This window comes from Mesorhizobium sp. J18 (genome assembly GCF_007829525.1).
Lineage (GTDB): Bacteria > Pseudomonadota > Alphaproteobacteria > Rhizobiales > Rhizobiaceae > VLJP01.
In genome coordinates, this window is sequence record NZ_VLJP01000023.1 from 38,983 (window position 1) to 64,309 (window position 25,327).

The window sequence follows — 25,327 nt, forward strand, 5'->3', positions numbered from 1 at the left end:
GGAACTTAACGCCCATGTACCACGCGATTGTTTTCCTTCCTCTCATTGGTTTCCTGATTGCCGGCCTGCTCGGCCGTTCGATCGGCGCCAAGGCTTCCGAATACATCACCTCGGGCCTGATGGTGATTGCCGCCGTGCTTTCCTGGGTGGCTTTCTTCTCTGTCGGCCTGTCGGACACCGAGACCTTCACAGTCCCGGTTCTGCGCTTCATCTCGTCAGGCAGCTTGGATGTCGACTGGGCCTTCCGCATCGACACGCTGACCGTGGTGATGCTGGTCGTCGTCAATACGGTGTCGTCGCTGGTGCATATCTATTCGATCGGCTATATGCACCACGACCCGCACCGGCCGCGCTTCTTCGCCTATCTGTCACTTTTCACCTTCGCCATGCTCATGCTGGTGACGGCGGACAATCTCGTGCAGATGTTTTTCGGCTGGGAGGGCGTCGGCCTCGCCTCCTATCTGCTGATCGGCTTCTGGTACAAGAAGCCTTCCGCAAACGCCGCCGCCATGAAGGCCTTCATCGTCAACCGCGTCGGCGACTTTGGCTTCGCCCTTGGCATTTTCGGCGTCTTCGTGCTGTTCGGCTCGATCAATTTCGACACCATCTTTGCCAACGCTGCGAGCTTCATTCCCGCCGAGGGCGCGGAAGCCGGCGAGAGCGTCCTTGCCTTCCTCGGTTATTCGCTCGACAAGTATTCGGCACTGACGGTAGTTTGCCTGTTGCTCTTCATGGGCGCCATGGGCAAGTCGGCGCAAGTTCCTCTGCACACCTGGCTGCCGGACGCCATGGAAGGTCCGACCCCGGTCTCGGCCCTCATCCATGCCGCCACCATGGTCACGGCCGGTGTTTTCATGGTCGCACGACTGTCGCCCATTTTCGAATTGTCGACGACGGCTTTGACCGTGGTCACTTTCATTGGCGCCATTACCGCTTTCTTCGCCGCGACCGTGGGGCTTGTTCAGAACGACATCAAGCGCGTCATCGCCTATTCGACCTGCTCGCAGCTCGGCTATATGTTCGTCGCGCTCGGTGTCGGCGCTTACGGGGCAGGCATCTTCCACCTGTTCACGCACGCCTTTTTCAAGGCACTGCTTTTCCTCGGGGCAGGCTCGGTCATCCATGCCGTTTCCGACGAGCAGGACATGCGCCGCATGGGAGGGCTACGTAGGCTGATCCCGACGACCTACTGGATGATGATCATCGGTACCATTGCGCTGACAGGCGTCGGCATTCCGCTGACCATGATCGGCACGGCCGGCTTCATTTCCAAGGATGCGATCATCGAATCCGCATTCTGGGGCCACAACGCAGCCGCCGGCTTTGCCTTCGTGCTTTTGTCCATAGCGGCTCTGTTCACCAGTTTCTATTCCTGGCGGCTGATCTTCATGACCTTCCATGGCAAGCCGCGCGCATCGGCCGACGTCATGCACCATGTGCATGAATCGCCGCCGGTCATGCTGGTGCCGCTCTTCATCCTGGCTGCAGGAGCCCTTTTTGCGGGCGTGCTCTTCGAGGGTTATTTCATCGGCCACGAATATGCTGAGTTTTGGCGCGGCGCGCTGTTCACGTTGCCAGACAACCACATCCTCGAGGAGATCCATCATTCCCCAGCGATCGTGAAGGCAACGCCTTTCATTGCCATGGTGATCGGTTTCGCTCTCGCCTGGATATTCTATATCCGTTCGCCGGAAACGCCGCGGCAGCTCGCTATGAATCATCGCGGGCTTTACGCTTTCCTGCTCAACAAGTGGTATTTCGACGAGCTTTACGATTTCCTCTTCGTGCGTCCTGCCAAGCGCCTTGGGTATTTCCTGTGGAAGCGCGGCGACGGAACGGTCATCGACGGTCTCGGACCTGATGGCATCTCTGCGCGCGTCGTCGATGTCACCAACCGGCTCGTCCGGCTGCAAACCGGCTATCTCTACCACTATGCCTTTGCCATGCTGATCGGGGTAGCGGCCCTGGTCACCTGGATGATGCTTGGGAGTTCCTTCTGATGACCGACTGGCCGATCCTTTCAACGGTCACCTTTCTCCCGCTGGTCGGTACGTTCCTGATCCTGCTGATCAGGGACGATGGGTCAGGCGCGCGCCGCAACATCCGCAATGTTGCGCTTCTGACCACCGTTTTCACTTTCCTGCTTTCGCTTTTCATCTGGATCGGCTTCGACAATTCGGTGCCGGGCTTCCAGATGGTGGAGAAGCATGAATGGCTGGATTCCGGTATCTCCTACCATATGGGCGTGGACGGCATTTCCATGCTGTTCGTCATCCTGACGACCTTCCTTATGCCGCTCTGCATCCTGGCGAGTTGGGAATCGGTTGAGACGCGCGTCAAGGAATACATGATCGCGTTCCTGGTCTTGGAAACGCTGATGATCGGCGTTTTCTGCGCCCTGGACCTCGTCCTGTTCTACGTCTTCTTCGAGGCCGGCCTCATCCCGATGTTCATCATCATCGGCGTATGGGGCGGCAAGCGCCGCGTCTACGCCTCGTTCAAGTTCTTCCTCTACACGCTGCTCGGCTCGGTGCTGATGCTGCTGGCTATCATGGCCATGTTCTGGCAGGCCGGCACGACGGACATTCCGACGCTGCTGACGCATCAGTTCCCGGCCAATATGCAGACTTGGCTATGGCTCGCCTTCTTCGCCTCCTTCGCGGTGAAGATGCCGATGTGGCCGGTCCACACCTGGCTTCCGGACGCCCATGTGGAGGCACCGACCGCGGGCTCGGTGATCCTGGCCGGTATCCTGTTGAAGATGGGCGGCTATGGCTTCCTGCGCTTCTCGTTGCCAATGTTCCCGCTGGCCTCGGCGGATTTCGCTCCGCTGATCTTCACCTTGTCTGTGGTGGCGATCATCTACACTTCACTCGTCGCCATGATGCAGGACGACATGAAGAAGCTGATCGCCTACTCTTCGGTGGCCCATATGGGCTTCGTCACCATGGGTATCTTCGCCATGAACGAGCAGGGCGTGCAAGGTGCGATTTTCCAGATGCTGTCGCACGGTCTTGTCTCGGGCGCGCTGTTCCTCTGTGTCGGCGTCGTCTACGACCGCATGCACACACGTGAGATCGCGGCCTATGGCGGGCTCGTCAACAACATGCCGAAATACGCCGTCGTCTTCATGGTCTTCACCATGGCCAATGTCGGCCTGCCGGGCACCAGCGGGTTTGTTGGCGAATTCCTGACGCTGCTGGGCGCCTTCCGGGCCAACACCTGGGTTGCTTTCTTCGCCACGACTGGCGTTATTCTCTCGGCGGCCTACGCGCTCTGGCTCTATAGGCGGGTGATCTTCGGTCCGCTGTCGAAGGAAAGCCTCAAGAGCCTCCTGGACCTCTCGCCACGCGAAAGGGCGATCATCTATCCGCTGGTCATCCTGGTCATCTTCTTCGGCGTCTATCCGTCTCCGCTCCTCAATGTCACCACGGCTTCGGTGCAGGCGCTCCTCAACAATGTCACCGTGTCACTAGACATGGCTCAGACCGCGGCCGCAGGGCAGTAAGCAGGGAAAAGACGCGATATGCCGCTCGAACTCACGACAAGCCTTGTCCTCGCCACCCCGGAGCTGGCGCTCGCGGCAGGAGCGATGGCGCTCCTGATGATAGGTGTCTTTTCCGGTGAAAGATCGAACACGACCGTCACTGGCCTGGCGATCGCGCTGTTCATAGGAGTCGTGGCCTGGATGCTGCTTTTCCCGGCAGAGGGTGCGGCCTTTGGCGGAGCCTTCATCAACGATCCCTTCGCGCGCTTCATGAAGGTCCTGACGCTGGTGGGCTCGCTGGTCACGCTCGTCATGTCGGTGGGTTTTGCCAAAGCGGAGAAGTTCGACAAGTTCGAATATCCGGTCCTCATCATACTCGCCACGCTCGGCATGCTGCTGATGATCTCGGCCAACGATATGATCAGCCTTTATCTCGGACTCGAGTTGCAGTCGCTTGCGCTCTATGTCGTAGCGGCGATCAATCGTGACAGCGTGCGCTCCACGGAGGCCGGGCTGAAATATTTTGTCCTTGGTGCGCTTTCCTCTGGCATGCTGCTCTACGGCATCTCGCTCGTCTACGGCTACACGGGCAGCACCGGATTCGACGCGATTGCGGCGGCTCTTTCGGGGGCCGAAAGGCAGCTTGGCCTCGTCTTCGGCCTGGTCTTCGTGCTTGCTGGCCTTGCCTTCAAGATTTCCGCCGTGCCGTTTCACATGTGGACGCCGGATGTCTATGAAGGCGCGCCGACGCCTGTTACGGCCTTCTTTGCGGCTGCGCCGAAGATGGCGGCGATGGCACTCCTGGTGCGTGTCACCCTCGGCGCCTTCGAGCCCATCGCGCCCGACTGGCAGCAGATCATCGTTTTCATCGCCATTGCTTCGATGGCGCTCGGCGCCTTCGCCGCTATCGGCCAGCGCAACATCAAGCGGCTGATGGCCTATTCGTCGATCGGCCATATGGGCTACGCGCTCGTAGGGCTGGCCGCCAATTCCTCCGAAGGCGTGCGCGGCGTGGTCATCTACATGCTGATCTATCTGGCGATGACGCTTGGCACCTTCGCCTTTATCCTCGCCATGCGCCGCAACGACGCCAATGTGGAGCAGATCGAAGACCTTGCAGGATTATCCTCAACCAACCCCATGATGGCGACCATCATGACAATATTGATGTTCTCGCTCGCCGGCATTCCGCCGCTCGCGGGCTTCTGGGGGAAATGGTATGTCTTCCTTGCTGCCATCAATGCCAATCTCTATGCGCTGGCGGTCATCGGCGTGCTGGCGTCGGTAGTTGGAGCTTATTACTACCTGCGCATCATCAAGATCATGTGGTTCGATGAGCCGGCAGGTGCTTTCCAGCCCATGGCGGGCGAGTTGCGCCTGGTCCTCTATCTGTCGGGTGCTTTCGTGCTTTTCTACGTGCTTGTCGGGGGCCCGATCGGACGGTTGGCCGAAGCCGCCGCGATGACATTTTTCTGATGGCATTCACGCTCGCTCCGACGGCATTCGCGCAAGGATATCGTCTCGAGGCGCATGAAACCGTGGGTTCCACCAATGCGCTGGCATTGGAGCATGCGCGAGCAGGTGATCCCGGCCGATTATGGGTCGTCTCGAAACGGCAGGAAAGTGGGCGAGGACGGCGCGGCAGAGCGTGGGCGACTCCTGAAGGAAACCTTGCGGCAACCCTTCTTCTGGTCGACACGATCGAGATCGGTACCGCCGCGACTCTCGGTTTTGTTGCCGGATTGGCATTATCCGATGCGCTGAGGGCCGTGGTGCCAGGCGCGGATATTGCTGTCGGCCTTGATGGTGCCGATGGTCAAAAACCCCGCGAGCGCTTCGAGCTCAAATGGCCGAATGATGTGCTCGCCGGCAGCGCCAAGCTCGCCGGCATCCTGCTGGAATCGACAGCGCTGCCCAACGGTCGCCACCCGGTTGCGATAGGCATCGGCGTCAATGTCGTTTCTCATCCCGAGGATGTGCCTTATCCCGCTACTTCGTTGAAATATCTGGGCGCTGAATGCGACGCGGAGTCTCTTTTTCTTGCCCTGTCGGACGCCTGGATAGAAAACGTCGCGCTGTGGAATGGCGGCCGCGGCCTTGCGGCCATCAGAGAAAAATGGCTGGCCCATGCTGCCGGTCTCGGCGCTGAGGTATCGGTGCATGTCGAGGGAAGGGTAGTGCGCGGAGTGTTTGAGACGATAGACGAGAACTGTCAGTTCGTCATTCGTGAAGGCGACGGAAACAGGCTCAGGATTGCAGCCGGAGACGTGCATTTCGGGGCGGTCGCATCGGCGTCTGCGATATAAAGGCGGCAGGAGGGAAGATGGCACAGTCGGAGAAAGCCGAACTGGTATTCTGTCCGCTGGGCGGCGTCGGTGAAATCGGCATGAACCTCGCCCTCTACGGCTTTGGCACGGCTTCGAACCGCGAATGGATCATTGTCGATTGCGGTGTTTCTTTTCCAGGACCCGACCTGCCGGGCGTCGAGCTTGTATTGCCTGACATCCGCTTCATCGAAGAGCAACTGGAAAATCTCCGTGGCATTGTAATCACGCATGCGCATGAGGATCACTACGGTGCGCTGCTCGACCTCTGGCCGCGACTGCGGGTCGATGTCTGGATGACGCCTTTCACAGCCGGCCTGCTCGAAGCAAAACGTCAATCGGAGCCCGGCGCGCCTGACATCCCGGTGACGGTTTACGAGGCGGGTCAGACCTTTCATATCGGACCCTTCACCATCGAGGCGGTCGCGGTTACCCATTCGATCCCGGAACCGGTATCCCTGGCGATCACCACGGAGGCGGGCACCGTCATCCATACCGGCGACTGGAAGATCGATCCTGCACCGACCATCGGCCCGAAGACGGACGAAGCCCGCTTTCGCGCGCTGGGCGACAAGGGGGTTCTGGCGCTGATCTGCGATTCCACCAATGCCATGCGGGAAGGGGATTCTCCCTCCGAGGAGGCAGTGGGCGAGGGGCTGCGAGGCGTCATTGAGCAGGCGGCCGGCCGTGTTGCCGTCACAACCTTTTCGTCGAATGTCGGCCGCATCCGCTCGGTCGCCGAAGCAGCCCGCGATGCCGGCCGGCAGGTGCTCGTCCTCGGCCGCTCCCTCAAGCGCGTCATCGATGTTGCAACTGAACTCGGCTATCTCGACGGCCTGCCCGAATTTGTCTCGGAGGAGGATTACGGCTACATCCCGCGCGAGAATGTCGTCATCCTGTGTACCGGTAGCCAGGGTGAGCCGCGCGCCGCTCTTGCCAAGCTCGCGCGCGACGAGATGCGCAACGTGGCACTCGCACCGGGCGATACGGTCGTTTATTCCTCGCGCGTGATTCCCGGCAACGAGAAAGCGATCCTGGAGACGAAGAACCTCCTTATCGAGCAGGGTATCCGGATCATCGAGGATACAGATGCGCTGGTACATGTTTCGGGCCACCCGCGCCGCAACGAACTGAAGAAGATGTATGAATGGACCCGTCCGCAGATCGTCGTGCCGGTCCATGGCGAGGCAGCCCATCTGGTCGCCCATGGGGCGCTTGCGGCGGAATCTGGCGTGCCGCAGGTCGCGCAGGTTCGCAATGGTGACATGCTTCGCCTCTGGCCCGGGCCGGCCGAGATCATCGATCAGGTGCCGTTCGGCCGTATTTTCAAGGACGGCCGGCTGATCGGCACTGATGAAGCCATGGGCATTCGGGAAAGACGCAAGCTTTCCTTTGCCGGCCATGTCGCGGTCAATGTCGTGCTGGACGATCGCTATGACCTTGCCGGCGACCCCGATCTCGTCGCAATCGGCGTTGCGGAACTGGATCGTCGCGGGGAGCCACTTGAGGAACTGATGCTGGACGCGGCGATCAGCGCTGTGACAAGCATACCGCGCGTGCGCCGGAAGGACCTTGATCTGGTGTCGGAATCGGTCCGCCGCGCGGTGCGCGCCGCCGCCAACGAGGCTTGGGGCAAAAAACCGATCGTGACGGTCTTCGTCACGCAGTAAAAGGCTGTCATATGCTGGGAAGACTCAACCACGTCGCCATGGCCGTGCCAGATCTTGCCGCGGCCGTCGCGGTTTATCGGGATACACTTGGCGCCGAGGTCACCGAGCCGCAGGCCTTGCCTGAGCATGGTGTAACGGTGGTCTTTATCGATCTCGGCAATACCAAGGTCGAACTGCTCGAGCCCCTTGGAAACAATTCACCCATAGCGGCATTTCTCGAGAAGAACCCGGCCGGCGGCATGCATCACGTCTGCTACGAAGTGACCGATATCCTCGCCGCGCGCGACAAGCTAAGGGCAGGGGGCGCACGCATCCTCGGCGACGGCAATCCGAAGATCGGCGCTCATGGCAGGCCAGTGCTTTTCCTTCATCCGAAGGACTTCATGGGTACGCTGGTGGAGTTGGAAGAAGTTTCGGAAAGCGGATGAGCTGGGTTTCGATCGCTGCGATCTTTTTCATCATCTGGTGGGTTGTGCTTTTCGCAGCCCTGCCCATCGGCCTGCGCACGCAGGATGAGGATGAAAATGTAACTCTGGGCACAGTGCCGAGCGCGCCGCGCGGGCCGCACATGTTGCGTGCCTTTATCCGCGCCACGATAATAGCGCTGATCGTGTTCGGAATATTTTATGGGATTCCGCGTTTAACAGGTTTTACTTTCGACGACATCCCGAGGATCGTCCCAAGCTTCGAATAATACCCGCTTGATCTGGCGAATCCCGATTGGACAAAAAAATTGCAAGGCCGAAGCCTTGCAAATTAAACGCGCCCGATCCGCTCCGTTATTACCGGCGGCTGCGAACTACCGCGCCAGGATCGCATCCTCCCAAGACTTGACCGCGTAAAAAGAGCAGATTTTTCTCTGCTCTGTTCTTATGTGGCGCGTACATTAGACCAAGCGCAATCATAATGTCACGTGGAAAGTTGCTGTGAGAGCCTGTTTCATGTGCTGCACTGCACAATTTTCCGGCAGGCTAAATCCCAATTTGCTTGGGTCTTGCTCATCATGTGTCCGAGCCTTTTGGGATCGGGTTTTCAACCGGCCATGAAATAGCTATGAAGCGCGTGCAATGGCTCTGCCCGTGCCTTGATTCCGCACGGGTTTATTCTTCTCGTGGACCTGTTCATGCGACTTTCGCGCTTCTTCCTGCCTATACTGAAAGAGAATCCGCGTGAGGCGGAAATTGTTTCACATCGTCTGATGCTGCGTGCCGGCATGATCCGCCAGCAGGCGGCCGGAAGCTTTTCATGGCTGCCGCTGGGCAAACGAGTGCTCGACAAGGTCTGCCAGATCATCCGGGAAGAGCAGAACCGGGCCGGCGCACAGGAAATCCTGATGCCGACGATCCAGTCAGCGGAGCTTTGGCGCGAGAGCGGCCGCTATGACGATTACGGCAAGGAGATGCTGCGCATCATCGACCGTCATGAGCGTGATATGCTCTACGGACCGACCAACGAGGAGATGGTGACGGACATTTTCCGCAGCTATGTGAGATCCTACAAGGATCTGCCGCTCAACCTCTATCATATCCAGTGGAAGTTCCGCGATGAAGTGCGTCCGCGCTTTGGCGTGATGCGATCGCGCGAATTCCTGATGAAGGACGCCTATTCCTTCGACCTGGATTTCGAGGGCGCAAAGGCGGCCTATAATCGCATGTTCGTGGCCTATCTCAGGACCTTTTCGCGCATGGGTTTGCAGGCAATCCCCATGCGTGCCGAGACCGGTCCGATCGGCGGTGATCTCAGCCACGAATTCATTATTCTGGCCTCAACAGGCGAAAGCGCCGTCTTCTGCCACAAGAATTTCCTGGACTTACCGGTACCGGGGCCCGAAACGGACTTTTCCGACGACGCGGCTATCGGCAATATAGTCAAGGAGTGGACGACACCTTACGCGGCCACCGACGAAATGCACGACGAGGCAGTGTGGAGCGAAGTATCCGAAGGAGACCGCTTGTCCGCCCGCGGTATTGAAGTGGGCCATATCTTCCACTTCGGTACGAAATATTCGAAGCCGATGAAGGCCAGCGTCACCGGACCGGACGGCAAGGAGCATTTCGTGTCCATGGGCTCCTACGGGATTGGTCCGTCACGTCTGATTGCCGCTATTATCGAGGCAAGCCATGACGAGAACGGCATCATTTGGCCGGAAAGCGTTACTCCCTTCGATATCGCCCTTATCAACATGAAGACCGGCGATGCCGAATGCGATCGCGTTTGCGAAGATCTCTATGCAAAGCTCGGCGCCGCAGGCCGCGATGTACTCTATGATGATACGGACCAGCGCGCCGGCGGCAAATTTGCGACCGCCGATCTGATCGGCCTGCCCTGGCAGGTGATCGTCGGACCGCGCGGCGTAGCAGCCGGCGAGGTGGAGGTGAAGAACCGGGTGACCGGCGAGCGGGAAAACATGTCTATCGAGGGCGTTGTTGCCCGTTTTGGGAGCAGCGTGTGAGCGGCGCCGCCGAGAGTTCCAGGCTGGCGGGAGCCGGGCCTTTTTCACATTTCGAGCGGCTGGTTGCCTGGCGCTATTTGCGTTCCCGACGCAAGGAGACGGTGATCTCCGTCATCGCGCTTATCTCGTTCATCGGCATCATGCTCGGCGTTGCCACTCTGATCGTCGTCATGGCGGTGATGAACGGGTTCCGCGCCGAGCTTCTGAACCGCATCCTCGGCATCAATGGCCATCTCGTCGTCCAGGCGATGGACCGACCTCTGGAGGACTATGAGCCGATCACCGATCGCATCAATGCGCTCGACGGGATCCGTTACGCCATACCTCTGGTCGAGGGACAGGTCTTCGCTTCCGGACGCATAGGCGCTGGAACGGGCGCGCTGGTGCGCGGAATCCGGGCCGAGGATCTCGAGAAGATCAGCCTTGTCTCGGGAAACATCCAGCAGGGCGACATGGTGGGATTCGTGGCCGGAGAGGGCGTGGCGGTCGGCACGCGCATGGCCGACAGCCTTGGGCTGGCTGTGGGCGACATCATCACCTTGATTGCTCCGGAGGGAGATATCACGCCTTTCGGCTCGACGCCCCGTCGCAAATCCTATCCGATAAGTGCCATCTTCGAGGTCGGCATGTCGGAATATGACGCCTCAATCATTTTCATGCCTTTGGCGGAGGCGCAGCTTTTCTTCAATTCCGAAGGCATAGCCCAATCGATCGAGATTTATGTCGACAATCCCGATGCGGTCGATGCCTTGCGGCCGCGTGTCGAAGAAGCGGCACAGCGACCAGTCTATATCAGCGATTGGCGGCAACGCAATCAGACCTTCTTTTCCGCCCTGGAGGTCGAACGCAACGTCATGTTCATGATCCTGACGCTGATCGTTCTGGTGGCCGCGCTCAACATCATTTCCGGCCTGATCATGCTGGTGAAGGACAAGGGGCGCGACATCGCCATCCTGCGCACCATGGGAGCCACCAGCGGCGCGGTAATGCGCATATTCCTCATGACCGGATCTGCAATCGGCCTCGCAGGCACGGTCGCCGGCGTCATTCTCGGCGTCGTCATCTGCCTGAATGTCGAATCGATCCGTCAGTTCTTCTCGTGGATTTCCGGCACGACAATCTTCAATCCGGAGCTCTATTTCCTCAGCAAGCTGCCGGCGAAGATGGATTTCAGCGAGACCCTTTCTGTCATTCTGATGGCGCTTGTTCTTTCTTTTCTGGCCACGCTCTTTCCCGCCTGGCGCGCTTCCAAGCTCGATCCGGTCGAAGCGCTGAGGTACGAATGATGGCTGTCCTCGAGCTAAAGAAGGTCGAGCGACATTTCATCCAGGGATCGAGAAAGCTGACGGTCCTGAATGGCGCCGATTTCAAGCTGAACAAGGGCGAAATGGTCGCGCTCGTTGCCCCTTCCGGCGCGGGCAAGTCTACCCTGCTGCATATTGCCGGGCTCCTGGAGCGGCCGGATGCGGGGGAGGTCATCGTCAACGAGCAGGCTAGCGGACGGCTTTCCGACGACCGGCGGACCGCCATACGCCGCAACGAGATCGGGTTCGTTTATCAGTTTCATCACCTGCTGCCGGAATTTTCCGCGCTGGAAAACGTCATGATCCCGCAGTTGGTCAAGGGCCTCAATCAGGCCGAGGCCAGGAAGCGGGCCGCCCAGTTGCTGGATTACATGAAGATCGGAAAGCGCGCCGAGCACCGCCCCGCCGAGCTTTCCGGTGGCGAGCAGCAGCGCGTGGCGATCGCACGCGCTGTTGCCAATGCGCCATTGTCTCTTCTCGCCGACGAGCCGACAGGCAATCTCGATCCCTCCACTGCCTCATATGTGTTTGAGGCGCTGGAGGCTCTGGTGCGCCAATCCGGGCTCGCGGCATTGATCGCAACGCATAATTACGAGATCGCCGCCCGCATGGATCGCTGCGTTACCCTTTCCGAGGGTAAGATCGTCGATTTCCAGCTTTAAGCGCTGGGCATCTTAATTTCTGATTAACCTTTCCGGATTGTAGGCCGGGCCGAGAACGGCCTTGAATTGACTATAGAACAAAAATAGAACATAAAGGGATCACAGACAGATCATTGGAGATGGACATGGTCGAGATCGTACATGATGTTGTTTCGCTGGTGGCAGTCAGTTCGTTCATTATCGGCGTGGCGACATGGATCGGCGCCTTCTGAGGATGAGAGATCGCATCGAGGGCGGATGTGTATCAGTCGCCAACCGCAATTCCCTCGCGGCGCGGGTCGGCGCCGCCCTCCAGACCGTCAGTCGTGAACGCTACTCCATGCAAGCCGGAATTGAGATCGTCCACACTGACGGCATAACCTAAGGCTTGCAGATCTTCGGCAAGATCGGCGGCGGCGGTTCCGGCTTCGAGTTGGTATTCGCCGAAGCGGTTGCTCAGATGGGGAAGGGCAAAGGCTGACTGGATGTTCATCTTCCAGTCGATCAGCGCGATGAGCGCATTAGTGACATAGGGAATAATGTTGCTCCCGCCAGGCGAACCCAATGCATAGACCGGTTTACCGTCTTTCAGCACGATAGTCGGCGACATGGATGAGCGCGGGCGCTTTCCGGGTTCGACGCGGTTCGCGACCGCTTCACCTCCTTCTTCGGGCAGGAAGGAAAAATCGGTGAGCTGATTGTTGAGGAGGAAGCCGGCGGCCATCTGCCGCGAGCCGAAGGCGTTCTCGACCGAAGTCGTCATGGAAGCGATATTGCCATCGTCATCGACAATGACGAAATGCGAGGTCGAAGGAATCTCGAAGCTTATGCCGTCCAGGCGGAGTTCCGCCTTGTCCCACGGRGGCTCGCCGGCTTGAGCTTCGTCTTCCGCAAGTGCCGTCGGCCGGCGTAGCAACTCAGAACGCTGCTTCAGGTAGGCAGGATCGAGGAGGCCCTTAGGCATAGTTACGAAATCGCTGTCGGCCATGTATTTGCCGCGATCGGCGAAAGCGAGCCGTGTACCGTCACCGATGATGCGCCAGCTTTCCGGATCGTCCGGTCCGAGCGCGGCGAGGTCGAAATGCGAGATCATGCCCAGTATCTGACCGACGGTCAGGCCGCCGGAGGAGGGCGGTCCCATGCCGCAGACGGAATGATCCCGATAGGGCGCACAGGCCGCGGGCCTTTCCTTGACCTCGTAAGCGGCCATGTCCTCAAGGGTAAGCAGGCCTGGATTCACCGCGTGACGGCGAACGGCTTCGACGATCTTTTCGGCGATAGGGCCTCGATAGAACACGTCCGCCCCGCTTTTGGCGATCAGGCGCAGCGTCTCGGCATATTCCGGATTTCTCAGTATCGCGCCGGCGGCAAGCGGTTCACCGGAGGCATCAAGGAAATAATCTCGGGCAGCCTTTTCCTTGTCCAGGCGGCCCTTGTCCTCGGCGATCGACGCGTGCAGGCGAGGGGAGACCGCGAAGCCTTCACCGGCAAGCTTGACAGCTGGTTCGAAGGATTGCGCCCAGGGCAGCTTTCCGTAACGCTGATGCACCATTTCCATGAGTGCCACCACGCCTGGAGTTCCGACCGAGCGGCCGCCGACAACTGCGTCGAAAAAGGAAAGCGGTTTACCGTTCTCTTCGAGGAAAAGTTCCGGGGTTGACGCTGCGGGCGCAGTCTCGCGGCCATCGAAGGTGGTTACTTCGCCGCTTGCGGCATCGTACCAGACGAGAAAGGCGCCGCCTCCGATGCCGGAGGATTGCGGCTCAACCAGGCCAAGGACCGTTTGTACCGCAATCAGCGCGTCGGCGGCGCTGCCGCCTTCCCGCATTATCTCCAGACCAGCCTCGGCCGCCAGTGGGTGTGCCGCCACCACCATACGGTTCTGTGCGCGGACGACAGGCTTTGCCTGGGCACCGGTGGCGATCTCCGGCGCTATCGCATCGGTCGCTTGCTGTGCCTTCAACGGTCCGATCGCGGAAAATATTGCCGCCAGGGCAAAGGCCAGGCTCCTCCCATATGCCTTCACGTCACGCCTCCTCCAACTGCGCTTGGGAAAGGGCGATCGTTGGCCCGAAAATCTCTTCGAAGGCCGCTTTAAGTGCGATATCGAAATCCGCCATCGTCACCGGCAGACCAAGATCGACGAGGCTGGTGACTCCATAGCCGGAAATGCCGCAAGGCACGATGCCGGAGAAATGCGAGAGATCGGGTTCCACATTGATCGCGATGCCGTGGAAGCTGACCCATTTTCGCAAGCGGATGCCGATCGCCGCAATCTTGTCCTCGGCTGGCATGCCCGGCGCCAGCGGCGGGCGATCAGGACGCACCACCCAGACCCCGACACGGTCGTCGCGCCGTTCGCCCTTGACGTTGAAACGAGCCAGGGCAGCGATGATCCAGTCCTCAAGAGCGGCGACGAAGGCGCGCACGTCCTCCTTGCGCCTTTTCAGGTCCAGCATGACATAGACGACCCGCTGGCCCGGCCCGTGATAGGTATATTCGCCGCCGCGCCCGGCGTTGAAGACGGGAAAGCGGTTGGCGTCGAGCAGGTCTTCCGGGCGCGCACTTGTGCCGGCGGTGTAAAGCGGGGGGTGCTCGACCAGCCATATTCGCTCAGGCGCTTCACCCGCACGTATGGCCGTCGCGCGCGCCTCCATTTCGGCAAGGGCGGATTCATAGGAAGTGAACCCGTCCGCGACCAGCCACTCCACTGGCGGTTCGGGCTCGCGCGGCTGGAAGGAGGTCCGGATCTGGCTGCGCGCCGTCATGAAAGATCACCCATCCGCCAAATATGGATGTTCCGCCGTAAAAGGTCCAGATTCGAAGCACCAGCTCTCCAACTGGCCAAGGCATTCGGAGTGCGTAAGGCACTTCGCTGCCGTGCGTTCTTAGAGTGCCTCGACCGCCTTCAGAACAGCCTGAGCATGACCCGGCACCTTCACCTTGCGCCAGATTTCGGCGATTTTGCCATCCTTGTCGATGAGAAAGGTGGAGCGCTCGACACCCATGTATTTGCGGCCATACATGCTTTTCTCGACCCAGACGCCATATTTCTCGAGCGTCTTCTTTTCCGAATCAGAGACGAGATCGACCGTCAGCTCGTGCTTTGCCTTAAATTTGTCATGGCTTTTGGTAGTGTCGGGCGACATGCCGATGACCACGGCACCAAGCTTTTCGAAATCCGGCCGCAGGGCAGAGAAATCGACCGCTTCGGCGGTGCATCCGCTTGTGTCGTCCTTGGGGTAAAAGAAGAGCACGACCGGCTTTCCCCGAAGGTCCGAGAGCTTGATTATTCCTCCTCCATCGCGCGGGAGCTCAAAATCCGGCGCTTCGGTGCCTTTGACGAGATCAGCCATGGTCTTATCCTGATTTCTGGTTCTGCATTTGGGCGCAGAGATATACAGTTGTTGACGGATTCGTCCATGGTCGATCACCCTTTGCAGGAAGCCGCGTGAACCAAGACGCATTCCGACACGAAAAGGTTCGTTTCCGGCGCGGCGACTATGCTGCTCTGGAAAGCTACCCCTCGTCCTGCGAGCCAATAAGGCATGTGTTGCGCCGGCCACTGAGGCGGCAGGTGGTCCGCTGGTCGGCTCATAGCATGGGCGGGTTGATCGCCCTGGCAATCATGCTGGCAGCCGCGCTATACGTGGCGGGCCTTGCGGGGGTTGGGAGCGGCCGATTGCGCGCGGAGGCCGAACGAGCGATCGCTTCCCTTTCCGGTCTGGACGTGAATACGGAATTCGGGGGGACGCGGCTCACTGTCGATCGCTGGCGCTTCCTGGCGCTGGAAATCCGCGATGCGAAGGTCGTTCGGACGGACAATGGGCAATCCCTCCTTGAAGCCGGCGCCATCCGCTTCGGTGTGCGTGTAGGACCGCTTCTGACCGGCCATGTACAGCTCGGCAGCGCGACCATTTCCGATGCGCGCATTGCAGCGGCGGACCTTCGGCCTTCCGGCGGTCATGAGTGGAACGCCGCCATCAAGAACGATGCCGGCCTGATCGAGCCCGATATGGTCAATGACGCCGTTTTCGGGGCCATCCATCGCGCATTCGATCTGGTTGCAGCGGCTGGCACCAAGAGCCTTGAGTTGAACAATGTCGTCCTCTTGCCGCCGCGCGCCGGGATGCGCGAGCTCGCCATATCCCGCCTTGTCGTTTCGAGGGAGCGTTCGGGACACATATTGTTTGAAGGAAACGCCGCATTCGGTGAGCGGGCCTTTGCCATAGAGGGGAGCGCGACCCGTTCTTCGGACGGAGAACGCATCGAGGCATTGACGGCGGTTCTGGATGTGCCGTGGATCGAAACTTCAGAAGATATTACCACCAATGCGCTTCATCCCGCCGGCAATCCGCTAACGGGCATCGGATCCATGAAGCTTTCAGTGACGGGCAGCCAGAGCGGGAAAGAGGGCGCTGCGCTGACAGTGGTTTTCGATGTCGACGACGCACATCTGGGGCTTGGCTCGCCTGACAGCATGAGCGGCAGCGCGGATATTCGTGCCTCCCTTGTCAGCGGGACACGCGCGATAGTGATCGAAACGGGACGGATCTCGACCGGAAGATCTTCGTTCAACTTTCGCGGCATTATCGGTCCGGATACGCAACCGCAAAGCAGCAACGAGCCGACCTATCATTTCCGCCTTGAAAGCGGCGGCTCGACCGTGGCGCCACTGGATTCGCCCGAGGCGGCGCTTCCTGTTTTGGCGCGGATCGCCGGGCGTTATGAACCCGAGGCACGTCGCCTGACGGCGGATCTCATCGCAATTCGCACCCCGAATGGCGAAGCGATGGCAAGTGCTGCTGCGACTTTTGAGAAGGGCAAATCACCCGGACTGTCGCTTGCCTTGTCTGTCGCGCGCATGCCGACCAGCGAAGTCAAACAGCTCTGGCCCTGGTTTGCGGCCCATGGCGCACGCAAATGGGTGCTGGACAACGTTTTCGGGGGCCATGTTGTCGATAGCAGCCTCCGCCTCAGGGTGCCGCCGGGCCGGCTGGGCAACGGCGTTCCGCTCTCCGATGAGGAGGTCAGCGGTCGTTTTGAACTGATGGATACGCGCTTCGATGTCGCCGGTAGAATCCCGCCCGTCCGCGACAGTAACGGCACGGTCAGGTTCGGCGGCACCAATGTGGACATTGCGATCAGTTCCGGTGCGGTCTTCATGCCCAGCGGGCGTTCGGTTTCTGCCACCGAGGGAAGCTTTGCCATCCGTGATATTCACATATTGCCGCGTATCGGCAAGCTGGACATCAAGGTGAAAGGCGAAGCGCCGGCAGTGCTCGAACTGGCGTCTTACGAGCCGATAAACGCTTCCCGCTTCATCGATTTCAAGCCTGAAGACCTATCCGGGAAGGTTTCGGGTCAGGTTGTCGCGGATATTCCCCTCCAGGCTGATATTCCGACTGACAAGCTGGATTGGCGCGTGGCGCTGGATTACGAGGGTCTGGCCATCGCCAAGCCGATTGGCGGCCAGATGGTTACCGCCGCCAAGGGCAATTTGCTCGTCAAGCCACAATCCGCCAATATCCAGGCCGAGGCCAGGTTGAACGACGTTCCAGCCAGGATCGATATTATTGAGCCTTTGGGCGGGTCGCCTCTGTCTCGCAAGCGCGACGTAGAACTGCAACTCGACAACCAGTCGCGCGACAAGCTGGTTCCCGGGCTGTCCTCCATGCTTTCCGGACCGGCGACAGTTACCTTCGACGCCGTGCGGCAGGATCAACAGAAAGTGTCTGTCGATCTGACGCGAACGACTCTGTCCCTTCCCTGGGTCGGTTGGCGCAAGGGAGGGGGCATTCCCGCCAAGGCGACTTTCCTTATGGAACGCGACGAAGCAGGCATCCATTTGCGCGATTTCAGACTTTCAGGAGAGACCTTTTCGGCTGCCGGAACGATCAACCTTACAAGCGGCTCGTTGTCTTCGGCGCGGTTCGACCAGGTGAAGCTTAACCGCGCCGACGATTTCAGGGTGGACATTGATCGATCCGGCGGCGGCTACGCGATCACCGTACGCGGCGCATCACTTGACGCGCGCTCGCTCGTCAAGCGCACATTGTCGGAATCCGGCGGCGGACAGGGAGGCGGCGGATCGGCAGAAACGGCCTCTGTCAAGCTTGACGCCGAATTGGAAACCGTCACAGGATTCCACGGCGAAAAGCTGTCCGGTGTAAAGCTCAGTTACAGCAGCCAGGGCTCGTCTCCGGGTTCGATGAACATTTCGGCCAACTCGTCCTCGGGAGCGAGGATTACCGCAAGTGACATGATGGAGGATGGACGACGTACCATCCGAATGCAGTCGGTTGATGCCGGCGCGGCGCTGCGCTTTCTCGACATCTATCCGCATATGCAGGGGGGGCAGATCGGCCTGACGTTGGCCGGGTCGGGTGGCAAGCTCAGTGGACAGGCTGACGCGCGCAATTTCTGGATCGTCAATGAACCACGCTTGGGATCGTTGGTGGCCGCAACGCCAGCAGAGGGGAGGCGCGGACAGGATGGGCAGGTTGATGGCTCGCGTGTTTTCTTCGAACGTGGCTTTGCAGTGATCGAAAAGCAGCCGGGACATCTGAAGCTCGATCGCGGCGTGCTGCGCGGACCGTCGATCGGCACCACCTTTCAAGGCACTCTCTACGATACCGAAGGCAATATGGCGATGACTGGCACTTTCATGCCGGCCTATGGCGTGAACCGGATTTTTGGCGAAATCCCGCTGATCGGCCAAATCCTCGGTAACGGGCGCGACCGCGGCCTGATCGGCGTTACCTACAGGCTTACAGGCAAAGCCGCAGAGCCCCAGCTCGAGGTGAATCCGATTTCCGCAATTGCTCCAGGTATTTTTCGTCAGATCTTTGAGTATCGCTGAAGCTATTCGGGACGGATGAGGATATGCTTCTTCTTGCCGAGCGAAAGTTTTATCACGCCTTCCGCGGTCATATCGTCACTGCCGATCACCCGACGCTCGTCCGAGACCGGCTGATCGTTGATGCGCACCGCGCCGCCCTGGACATGGCGGCGAGCTTCGCCATTGGAGGCCGCAAGGCCGGCCGTAACCATCAGGGATAGCAGACCGGTACCGGTTTCGATTGCAGTTTTGTCTATGGTAACGGTGGGCAGGCTCTCGGCCAGAGCGCCTTCCTCGAAGGTCTTGCGGGCGGTTTCCGCCGCCCGCTCGGCCGCGTCGCGGCCGTGCAGCATGGCTGTGACCTCGGTGGCGAGCACCTTCTTGGCCTCGTTGATCTCGGAGCCTTCAAGGGCTGCAAGGCGTGCGATCTCGTCGAGCGGAAGCGTCGTGTAGAGCTTCAAGAAACGTTCGACATCCGCATCCTCGGTGTTGCGCCAATATTGCCAGAAATCATAGGCCGACAGCATGTCCGCGTTGAGCCAGACAGCGCCGCTCAGCGATTTGCCCATTTTGGCTCCGGAAGCGGTAGTCAGCAGTGGCGAGGTCAGGGCATAAAGCTGCGGCGTGCCCATGCGATGGCCGAGGTCGATGCCGTTGACGATATTGCCCCACTGGTCTGAACCGCCCATCTGCAGCCGCACGCCGTAGCGACGGTTGAGCTCCACGAAGTCGTAGGCCTGCAGGATCATGTAATTGAATTCGAGGAAGGATAGCGACTGGTCGCGATCGAGCCTGAGCTTGACGGAATCGAAGCTCAGCATGCGGTTGACTGAGAAATGCCGGCCGACATCGCGCAGGAATTCGAGATAATTAAGCGGTAGAAGCCACTCGGCATTGTTCACCATAACCGCATCCTTCGGACCGTCGCCGAAAGTGAGGTAGTTGGCGAAAACCTTCCTGATGCCCTCGATATTCTGGCGGATCGTCTCGGGCGTCATCAGCTTGCGCGCCTCGTCCTTGAAGGATGGATCGCCTACCATGCCGGTGCCGCCGCCCATCAGGGCCACCGGGCGATGGCCGGTCTGCTGCAGCCAGTAAAGCATCATGATCTGGATCAGTCCGCCGGCATGCAGACTTGGTGCCGTCGGATCGAAGCCGATATAAGCCGTCACCGTTTCCTTCGCGAAGAGGTCGTCGAGGCCGGTTTCATCCGAGATCTGATGAATGAAACCGCGCTCGGAAAGAGTGCGCAGGAAGTCGGATTTGAAGGCGGACATGTGCTTTGCTTTCTGAGAATATCGATCGCCCGCGAGGAATAGCCATGCGGACCGGGCGCCTTTAGCATTTGCGGCATGGGAATCACAAGAAAAGTGACCAGTCACGTGAAAGTTGGCCGGCAATGACCCTGAAATGCGCGATCGGACTGATGAGCGGCACCTCCATGGACGGTATCGACGTCGCTCTCGTTGCCAGCGATGGGGAGAACCGCGTCGAACGCGGGCCGTCCGTGTTCGTATCCTATGAAGCAGCTTTTCGCAGAAAACTGGAAAAGAGCCTTGAAACGGCGAAGGCAATCGCAACCCGTTGTGAAAGACCAGGCGATCTTGCCGAAATCGAAAGGGAGATCACCGAGCGACACGCCAAGGCAGTGAAGCACTTTGTGGCGGAGGCCACGGGAAGCCTCAAACCGTCCCTGATCGGCTTTCACGGCCAGACCGTGCTGCACCGCCCTGAAAAGGGCATGACCGTGCAACTGGGGGATGGCCCGCTTCTGGCCCGGCTGACGGGCCTGCCGGTCGTCTATGACATGCGGGCCAACGACATGGTGCATGGCGGGCAAGGGGCTCCGCTGGTGCCGATCTACCATATGGCTTTGGCGAAGTCTTTGCCAAGCGATCTGGCGCGCTTCCCTGTCGCCTTCGTGAATATTGGTGGCATTTCCAACGTCACCTTCGTGCCTGCCGAAAGCTCTCCGATCGCCTTCGATACAGGACCGGGCAATGCCCTTATCGATCAATGGGTTGCGCAGGAAGGAGGCATACCCTTCGATGCCGACGGCAGGATCGCCAGCGAAGGCAGGGTGGTGACAGAAGTCGTGCAGCGCTATCTGCAAAGTCCGTTCTTCGATGCACCGGCCCCAAAATCGCTTGACCGCAATGATTTTACGCTGGAGCCTGCGCGAGGTATGGAACTGGCGGATGGAGCACGCACGCTCGCCAGCCTTTCCGCCGAGGCTATCCTGAAGGCTGTAGCCCATCTGCCGGAAAAGCCGAGGCTGTGGATCCTCAGCGGCGGCGGAAGGAAGAACCCGCATATCGTCAGCGACATGCGGGCAAAGGTTGGCTCGGCCGCCGTCATCCTCGCCGAGGATGCCGGCCTGAACGGCGATTCCATGGAGGCCGAAGCCTGGGCCTATCTCGCTGTGCGCTCGGAGAAAGGCCTGCCGTTGACTTTCCCGACGACGACTGGCTGCAGCGAGCCGGTAACAGGTGGCGTGCTGGCTGCGCCGACTGACCCTACCTGATCCGCTTCGGCCGTGGCTCGGCCAGCTCGCCGCGTAGCCGTCGATCGAGATAGTCGGAGCACTCGGCTATGAGCAGATCGACATTGTCCGTGTAGAAGTGATTGATCCCGGGCAGAGTCTTCTGCGTGATCGTAATGCCTTTCTGCGACTGCAGCTTGTCGACGAGGCCCTGAACATCCTTCGGCGGCGCGACCTTGTCGGCATCGCCATGGATGATCAGGCCTGAGGAGGGGCAGGGTGCCAGGAAGGAGAAGTCGTAGATGTTCGGCTGCGGGGAAATAGAGATGAAGCCCTCGATTTCCGGCCTGCGCATCAGGAGCTGCATGCCGATCCAGGCACCGAAGGAATAACCGGCGACCCAGCAGCTTTTCGAGTCGGGGTGCAGCGACTGCACCCAGTCCAGCGCGGCCGCGGCGTCTGAAAGCTCGCCGGTGCCATGGTCAAAAGCGCCCTGGCTGCGGCCGATGCCGCGGAAATTGAAGCGCAAGGTTGTGAAGCCGCGCTTCTGGAACATGTAGAAGAGATCATAGACGATCTTGTTGTTCATCGTTCCGCCGAACTGCGGATGCGGATGAAGAACGATGGCAATTGGTGCGTTCTTTTCCTTCGAGGGCTGGTAACGCCCTTCGAGGCGGCCGGCGGGACCTGTAAAAATGACTTCGGGCATAGGTACTCCCCATGGAGCCGCGTTGAAGTGCGTGAAAACGGAACATATGTTCCGACTGCCCTTGACGCGGCTCGACTGCCTCCATAGAAGCTAGTTTAGAACTGTTCAAAAGTGAGTGAGATGGTCACTCTCTTGATAAGCCGGGTAGATAGGACGGCTGGCCTTGAAAATTCAAGGAAATAACGCTGTCCCTGCCACCGAATGATCAACCGGACGGATTTTCGTGCGATATGGCCGGACAACGCAGCTATCTCGACTATAATGCCAGCGCACCGCTTTTACCTTCGGCGCGCGAGGCGATGAGGGCTGCGCTTGAGGTGGATGCCAATCCTTCATCGGTGCATGGTGAGGGCCGTGAGGCCCGCAGGATCATAGAAACGGCGCGCCGGCAGGTTGCCGCGCTCGTCAATGCCAAACCAGATCATGTGGTCTTCACTTCCGGCGCCACGGAAGCCGCTGCGACGCTGCTTTCGCCCGACTGGACCATGGGCCGCGCTCCGCTGCGCGCCTCGAAGCTCTATGTGGCGGCGTCCGATCATCCCTGTCTTTTGAGCGGGGGGCGGTTTGCTGCCAGCGATATCCGCAAGATCGGCGTCGATCGAAACGGCATCCTTGATATCGAGGAATTGAAGGCGGCGCTTGCTGGCCACGACCGTTCGGCCGGTTTGCCGCTGGTGGCGGTTCATATTGCCAATAACGAAACAGGCGTCATTCAACCCGTGCGCGAGATCGGCGCGGTAGTCAAAGAGGCAGGTGGTATTGCCGTCTTCGATGCGGTGCAGGCTGCAGGAAGGATTCTGCTGGACATTACCAAAGGTTATGCTGATTTCCTGATCCTTTCCTCGCATAAGATTGGTGGCCCGAAAGGGGCCGGCGCTATGGTCGGCGCGTCCGATCTCATGATGCCGCGCCCTCTGATCTGCGGCGGCGGACAGGAAAAAGGTCACCGCGCAGGAACCGAGAACACAGCGGCTATAGCAGGTTTCGGGGCGGCAGCGGTAGAAGCCTCCGCTGCGCTGGGGAAGGCAGGCGCAATTGCCGAAATGCGCGACCGGATCGAGGAAGTGATTGGCTCCATCATCCCCGACGCCGTTTTCTTTGGACGCCATGCCCCGCGCATTGCCAACACGACCTTTTTTGCGATACCCGGCGTCAAGGCGGAAACAGGCCAGATCGCTTTTGATCTCGCGGGCGTTGCGGTGTCGGCAGGGTCGGCATGCTCATCCGGGAAGGTCGGGCCCAGCCATGTGTTGAAGGCTATGGGCGTCGGTGATGAAGAAGGCGCGCTGAGAGTTTCAATCGGCCCGGCGACCAGCGAGAATGATCTGGAGCGATTCCGGGCTGCTCTTGCCGGGATTGCGCGGCGGCGTCGCTCCAGTGCGGAAGCGGCTTGAGATGGAGTTTGGAGAGGCGAGGCGCAAAAACCTGACTCATTAGAGCAGATTTTATGCTCGAAGTGGGTGAATTGGCCTATGCGCCATACTAAATACGGCTCAAACCGCTTCAGGCGGAGCCGGAATTGAAACTGCCGGGCCTTGACCCCGGCCAGGACGGAGAGTGCTGATGCCTGCTGTGCAGGAGACGATCGAGCAGGTCCGCAAGATCGACGTGGACCAGTATAAATACGGTTTCGAGACCATTATCGAAAGCGAGAAGGCCCCCAAGGGACTGAACGAGGATATCATCCGGTTCATTTCCGGGAAGAAGGGCGAGCCTGAATGGATGCTTGAATGGCGTCTCAACGCTTTCCGGCGCTGGCTCACGCTTGAGGAGCCCACCTGGGCGCGCGTCAGCTACCCGAAGATCGATTTTCAGGACATTCACTACTATGCCGCGCCCAAGAACCAGACCGGTCCGAGATCCTTGGACGAGGTCGACCCGGAACTGCTGCGCACCTATGAGAAGCTTGGTATCCCGCTGAAGGAGCAGGAGATCCTTGCCGGCGTCCGCAAGGCCGGCGAGCCGAGCGCGCTCGACGGTGCCGAGAACGACAATGTCTACCAGTCGGGCCGCGTGGCGGTCGATGCCGTCTTCGATTCGGTCTCGGTGGTGACGACCTTCAAGAAGGAACTCGCCAAGGCAGGCGTCATTTTCTGTTCGATTTCGGAGGCAATCCGCGAGCATCCCGAACTCGTGAAGAAGTATCTTGGTTCGGTAGTGCCAATTTCGGACAACTTCTATGCGACGCTGAATTCGGCGGTCTTTACGGATGGCTCTTTCGTCTATGTGCCGAAGGGCGTGCGCTGCCCGATGGAACTTTCCACTTATTTCCGTATCAACGAAAAGAATACTGGCCAATTCGAGCGTACGCTGATCATTGCCGACGAGGGGGCCTATGTCTCTTATCTCGAAGGCTGCACCGCCCCCCAGCGCGACGAGAACCAGCTCCACGCTGCCGTGGTCGAACTGATTGCCCTGGACGATGCCGAGATAAAATATTCCACCGTCCAGAATTGGTATCCGGGTGATGCCCAGGGCAAGGGCGGTATTTACAACTTCGTCACCAAACGCGGCGACTGTCGTGGGGACCGCTCGAAGATTTCGTGGACGCAGGTCGAAACTGGCTCGGCGATCACCTGGAAATATCCGAGCTGTATCCTGCGCGGCGACGACAGTAGAGGTGAGTTCTACTCGATCGCCGTCTCCAATGGACATCAACAGATCGATTCCGGCACCAAGATGATCCACCTCGGCAGGAACACGTCGAGCCGCATCATCTCCAAGGGCATTTCCGCCGGGAATTCGAACAACACCTATCGCGGGCAGGTCTCGATCCACAGGAAGGCCGAGAACGCACGCAATTTCACCAATTGCGACTCGCTGCTGATCGGCAATGACTGCGGCGCGCATACTGTGCCATATATCGAGGCGAAGAACTCGACTGCACAAGTTGAGCACGAGGCGACTACCTCGAAGATCTCCGAGGACCAGAAGTTCTACGTCATGCAGCGCGGCATCCCTGAGGAGGAGGCCATCGCGCTTATCGTCAACGGCTTCGTCAAGGACGTCATCCAGGAATTGCCGATGGAATTTGCCGTCGAGGCGCAGAAGCTGATCGGCATCTCTCTCGAGGGGAGCGTGGGATGACCGTCAAGCGCATATGGCATGGCTGGACGACACCTGAAAAAGCCGACGAGTATCAGAACCTGCTCCAGCGGGAAGTCTCGGTTGGAATCGAAAAGATGGAGATCGCAGGTCTGACCCGCTTCGAGATGATGCGGCGTGACCTTGGAGACGTGGTTGAGTTTGTCACGATCATGGAGTTCACGGACATCGAGGCAGTCAAGCGCTTTGTCGGTGAAGACTATGAACAGTGCTACGTGCCGCCGGCCGCCCGCGCCGTGCTGAAACGCTTTGAAGAGCGCTCGGCCCACTATGAGCTGCTTGAAGCGCGTACTTATTGAATTGAATGGATCA

General features: G+C 59.5%; 20 protein-coding genes. 15 read left to right on the forward strand and 5 right to left on the reverse strand.

Going from position 1 to position 25,327, the window contains the following annotated elements:
* Nucleotides 1-14 precede the first annotated feature (14 nt).
* From nuoL to L598_RS10345, 10 genes are all read left to right on the forward strand, one after another.
* Complete coding sequence (gene nuoL, locus L598_RS10300) at nucleotides 15-2,000, forward strand: NADH-quinone oxidoreductase subunit L (RefSeq protein WP_144862210.1); 1,986 nt, start codon at nucleotides 15-17, stop codon at nucleotides 1,998-2,000.
* Complete coding sequence (locus tag L598_RS10305; protein ID WP_144862212.1) at nucleotides 2,000-3,508, forward strand: NADH-quinone oxidoreductase subunit M; 1,509 nt, start codon at nucleotides 2,000-2,002, stop codon at nucleotides 3,506-3,508. The genes nuoL and L598_RS10305 overlap by 1 nt, the downstream gene beginning before the upstream one ends.
* An 18-nt stretch (nucleotides 3,509-3,526) precedes the next feature.
* Complete coding sequence (nuoN, locus tag L598_RS10310; protein ID WP_144862214.1) at nucleotides 3,527-4,963, forward strand: NADH-quinone oxidoreductase subunit NuoN; 1,437 nt, start codon at nucleotides 3,527-3,529, stop codon at nucleotides 4,961-4,963.
* Nucleotides 4,963-5,793 (forward strand): biotin--[acetyl-CoA-carboxylase] ligase, encoded by an 831-nt coding sequence (locus L598_RS10315; protein ID WP_144862216.1) that lies wholly within the window; start codon nucleotides 4,963-4,965, stop codon nucleotides 5,791-5,793. Before nuoN ends, L598_RS10315 begins: the two co-directional genes overlap by 1 nt.
* Before the next feature lie 17 nt (nucleotides 5,794-5,810).
* The gene (locus L598_RS10320) at nucleotides 5,811-7,481 is read left to right on the forward strand and encodes a ribonuclease J (protein ID WP_144862218.1); all 1,671 of its coding nucleotides are present in this window, start codon (nucleotides 5,811-5,813) and stop codon (nucleotides 7,479-7,481) included.
* An 11-nt stretch (nucleotides 7,482-7,492) separates the two neighbouring features.
* On the forward strand, nucleotides 7,493-7,909 hold the full coding sequence (gene mce, locus L598_RS10325; protein ID WP_144862220.1) for a methylmalonyl-CoA epimerase: 417 nt from the start codon (nucleotides 7,493-7,495) through the stop codon (nucleotides 7,907-7,909).
* Nucleotides 7,906-8,175 (forward strand): DUF1467 family protein, encoded by a 270-nt coding sequence (locus L598_RS10330; RefSeq protein WP_144862222.1) that lies wholly within the window; start codon nucleotides 7,906-7,908, stop codon nucleotides 8,173-8,175. The genes mce and L598_RS10330 overlap by 4 nt, the downstream gene beginning before the upstream one ends.
* A 429-nt stretch (nucleotides 8,176-8,604) precedes the next feature.
* Entirely contained in the window at nucleotides 8,605-9,933 is a 1,329-nt protein-coding gene (proS, locus tag L598_RS10335) for a proline--tRNA ligase (RefSeq protein ID WP_144862224.1), read from the forward strand.
* Nucleotides 9,930-11,219, forward strand: coding sequence for a lipoprotein-releasing ABC transporter permease subunit (locus L598_RS10340; RefSeq protein ID WP_144862226.1), 1,290 nt, complete (start codon nucleotides 9,930-9,932; stop codon nucleotides 11,217-11,219). Before proS ends, L598_RS10340 begins: the two co-directional genes overlap by 4 nt.
* Nucleotides 11,216-11,899, forward strand: a complete 684-nt coding sequence (locus tag L598_RS10345; RefSeq protein ID WP_144862227.1) for an ABC transporter ATP-binding protein — start codon at nucleotides 11,216-11,218, stop codon at nucleotides 11,897-11,899. Before L598_RS10340 ends, L598_RS10345 begins: the two co-directional genes overlap by 4 nt.
* Nucleotides 11,900-12,143: 244 nt before the next feature.
* Here L598_RS10345 and ggt read toward each other — a convergent pair whose 3' ends face one another.
* The 3 genes from ggt to L598_RS10360 all read right to left on the reverse strand — a co-directional run bounded on the left by ggt (nucleotide 12,144) and on the right by L598_RS10360 (nucleotide 15,234).
* The gene (gene ggt / locus L598_RS10350; protein ID WP_144862498.1) at nucleotides 12,144-13,883 is read right to left on the reverse strand and encodes a gamma-glutamyltransferase; all 1,740 of its coding nucleotides are present in this window, start codon (nucleotides 13,881-13,883) and stop codon (nucleotides 12,144-12,146) included.
* Nucleotides 13,884-13,905: 22 nt separating this feature from the next.
* Nucleotides 13,906-14,646: a lipoyl(octanoyl) transferase LipB gene (gene lipB / locus L598_RS10355; RefSeq protein WP_144862229.1), complete on the reverse strand. Its 741-nt coding sequence runs from the start codon at nucleotides 14,644-14,646 to the stop codon at nucleotides 13,906-13,908.
* Between the two features lie 120 nt (nucleotides 14,647-14,766).
* Complete coding sequence (locus tag L598_RS10360; RefSeq protein WP_144862231.1) at nucleotides 14,767-15,234, reverse strand: peroxiredoxin; 468 nt, start codon at nucleotides 15,232-15,234, stop codon at nucleotides 14,767-14,769.
* Nucleotides 15,235-15,329: 95 nt separating this feature from the next.
* On the opposite strand from L598_RS10360, the gene L598_RS10365 reads away from it, so the two are divergent.
* Nucleotides 15,330-18,740 carry a DUF3971 domain-containing protein gene (locus L598_RS10365; protein ID WP_144862233.1) on the forward strand — a complete coding sequence of 1,137 codons (3,411 nt, stop codon included), beginning with the start codon at nucleotides 15,330-15,332 and terminating at the stop codon, nucleotides 18,738-18,740.
* A 2-nt stretch (nucleotides 18,741-18,742) separates the two neighbouring features.
* Here L598_RS10365 and tyrS read toward each other — a convergent pair whose 3' ends face one another.
* The gene (gene tyrS / locus L598_RS10370; protein WP_144862234.1) at nucleotides 18,743-19,996 is read right to left on the reverse strand and encodes a tyrosine--tRNA ligase; all 1,254 of its coding nucleotides are present in this window, start codon (nucleotides 19,994-19,996) and stop codon (nucleotides 18,743-18,745) included.
* A gap of 122 nt (nucleotides 19,997-20,118) precedes the next feature.
* Here tyrS and L598_RS10375 point away from each other — a divergent pair, with 122 nt between their 5' ends.
* Complete coding sequence (locus tag L598_RS10375) at nucleotides 20,119-21,243, forward strand: anhydro-N-acetylmuramic acid kinase (RefSeq protein ID WP_144862236.1); 1,125 nt, start codon at nucleotides 20,119-20,121, stop codon at nucleotides 21,241-21,243.
* On the opposite strand, the gene L598_RS10380 is transcribed toward L598_RS10375, so the two are convergent.
* Nucleotides 21,236-21,910, reverse strand: coding sequence for an alpha/beta hydrolase (locus L598_RS10380; RefSeq protein WP_144862238.1), 675 nt, complete (start codon nucleotides 21,908-21,910; stop codon nucleotides 21,236-21,238). The two genes, L598_RS10375 and L598_RS10380, sit on opposite strands and share 8 nt — an antisense overlap.
* A gap of 230 nt (nucleotides 21,911-22,140) precedes the next feature.
* On the opposite strand from L598_RS10380, the gene L598_RS10385 reads away from it, so the two are divergent.
* From L598_RS10385 to L598_RS21765, 3 genes are all read left to right on the forward strand, one after another.
* On the forward strand, nucleotides 22,141-23,304 hold the full coding sequence (locus L598_RS10385; RefSeq protein ID WP_144862240.1) for a cysteine desulfurase family protein: 1,164 nt from the start codon (nucleotides 22,141-22,143) through the stop codon (nucleotides 23,302-23,304).
* A 169-nt stretch (nucleotides 23,305-23,473) separates the two neighbouring features.
* Nucleotides 23,474-24,997 (forward strand): Fe-S cluster assembly protein SufB, encoded by a 1,524-nt coding sequence (gene sufB, locus L598_RS10390; protein ID WP_144862242.1) that lies wholly within the window; start codon nucleotides 23,474-23,476, stop codon nucleotides 24,995-24,997.
* Nucleotides 24,994-25,314, forward strand: a complete 321-nt coding sequence (locus tag L598_RS21765; protein ID WP_144862244.1) for an antibiotic biosynthesis monooxygenase — start codon at nucleotides 24,994-24,996, stop codon at nucleotides 25,312-25,314. Before sufB ends, L598_RS21765 begins: the two co-directional genes overlap by 4 nt.
* Nucleotides 25,315-25,327: the final 13 nt, after the last annotated feature.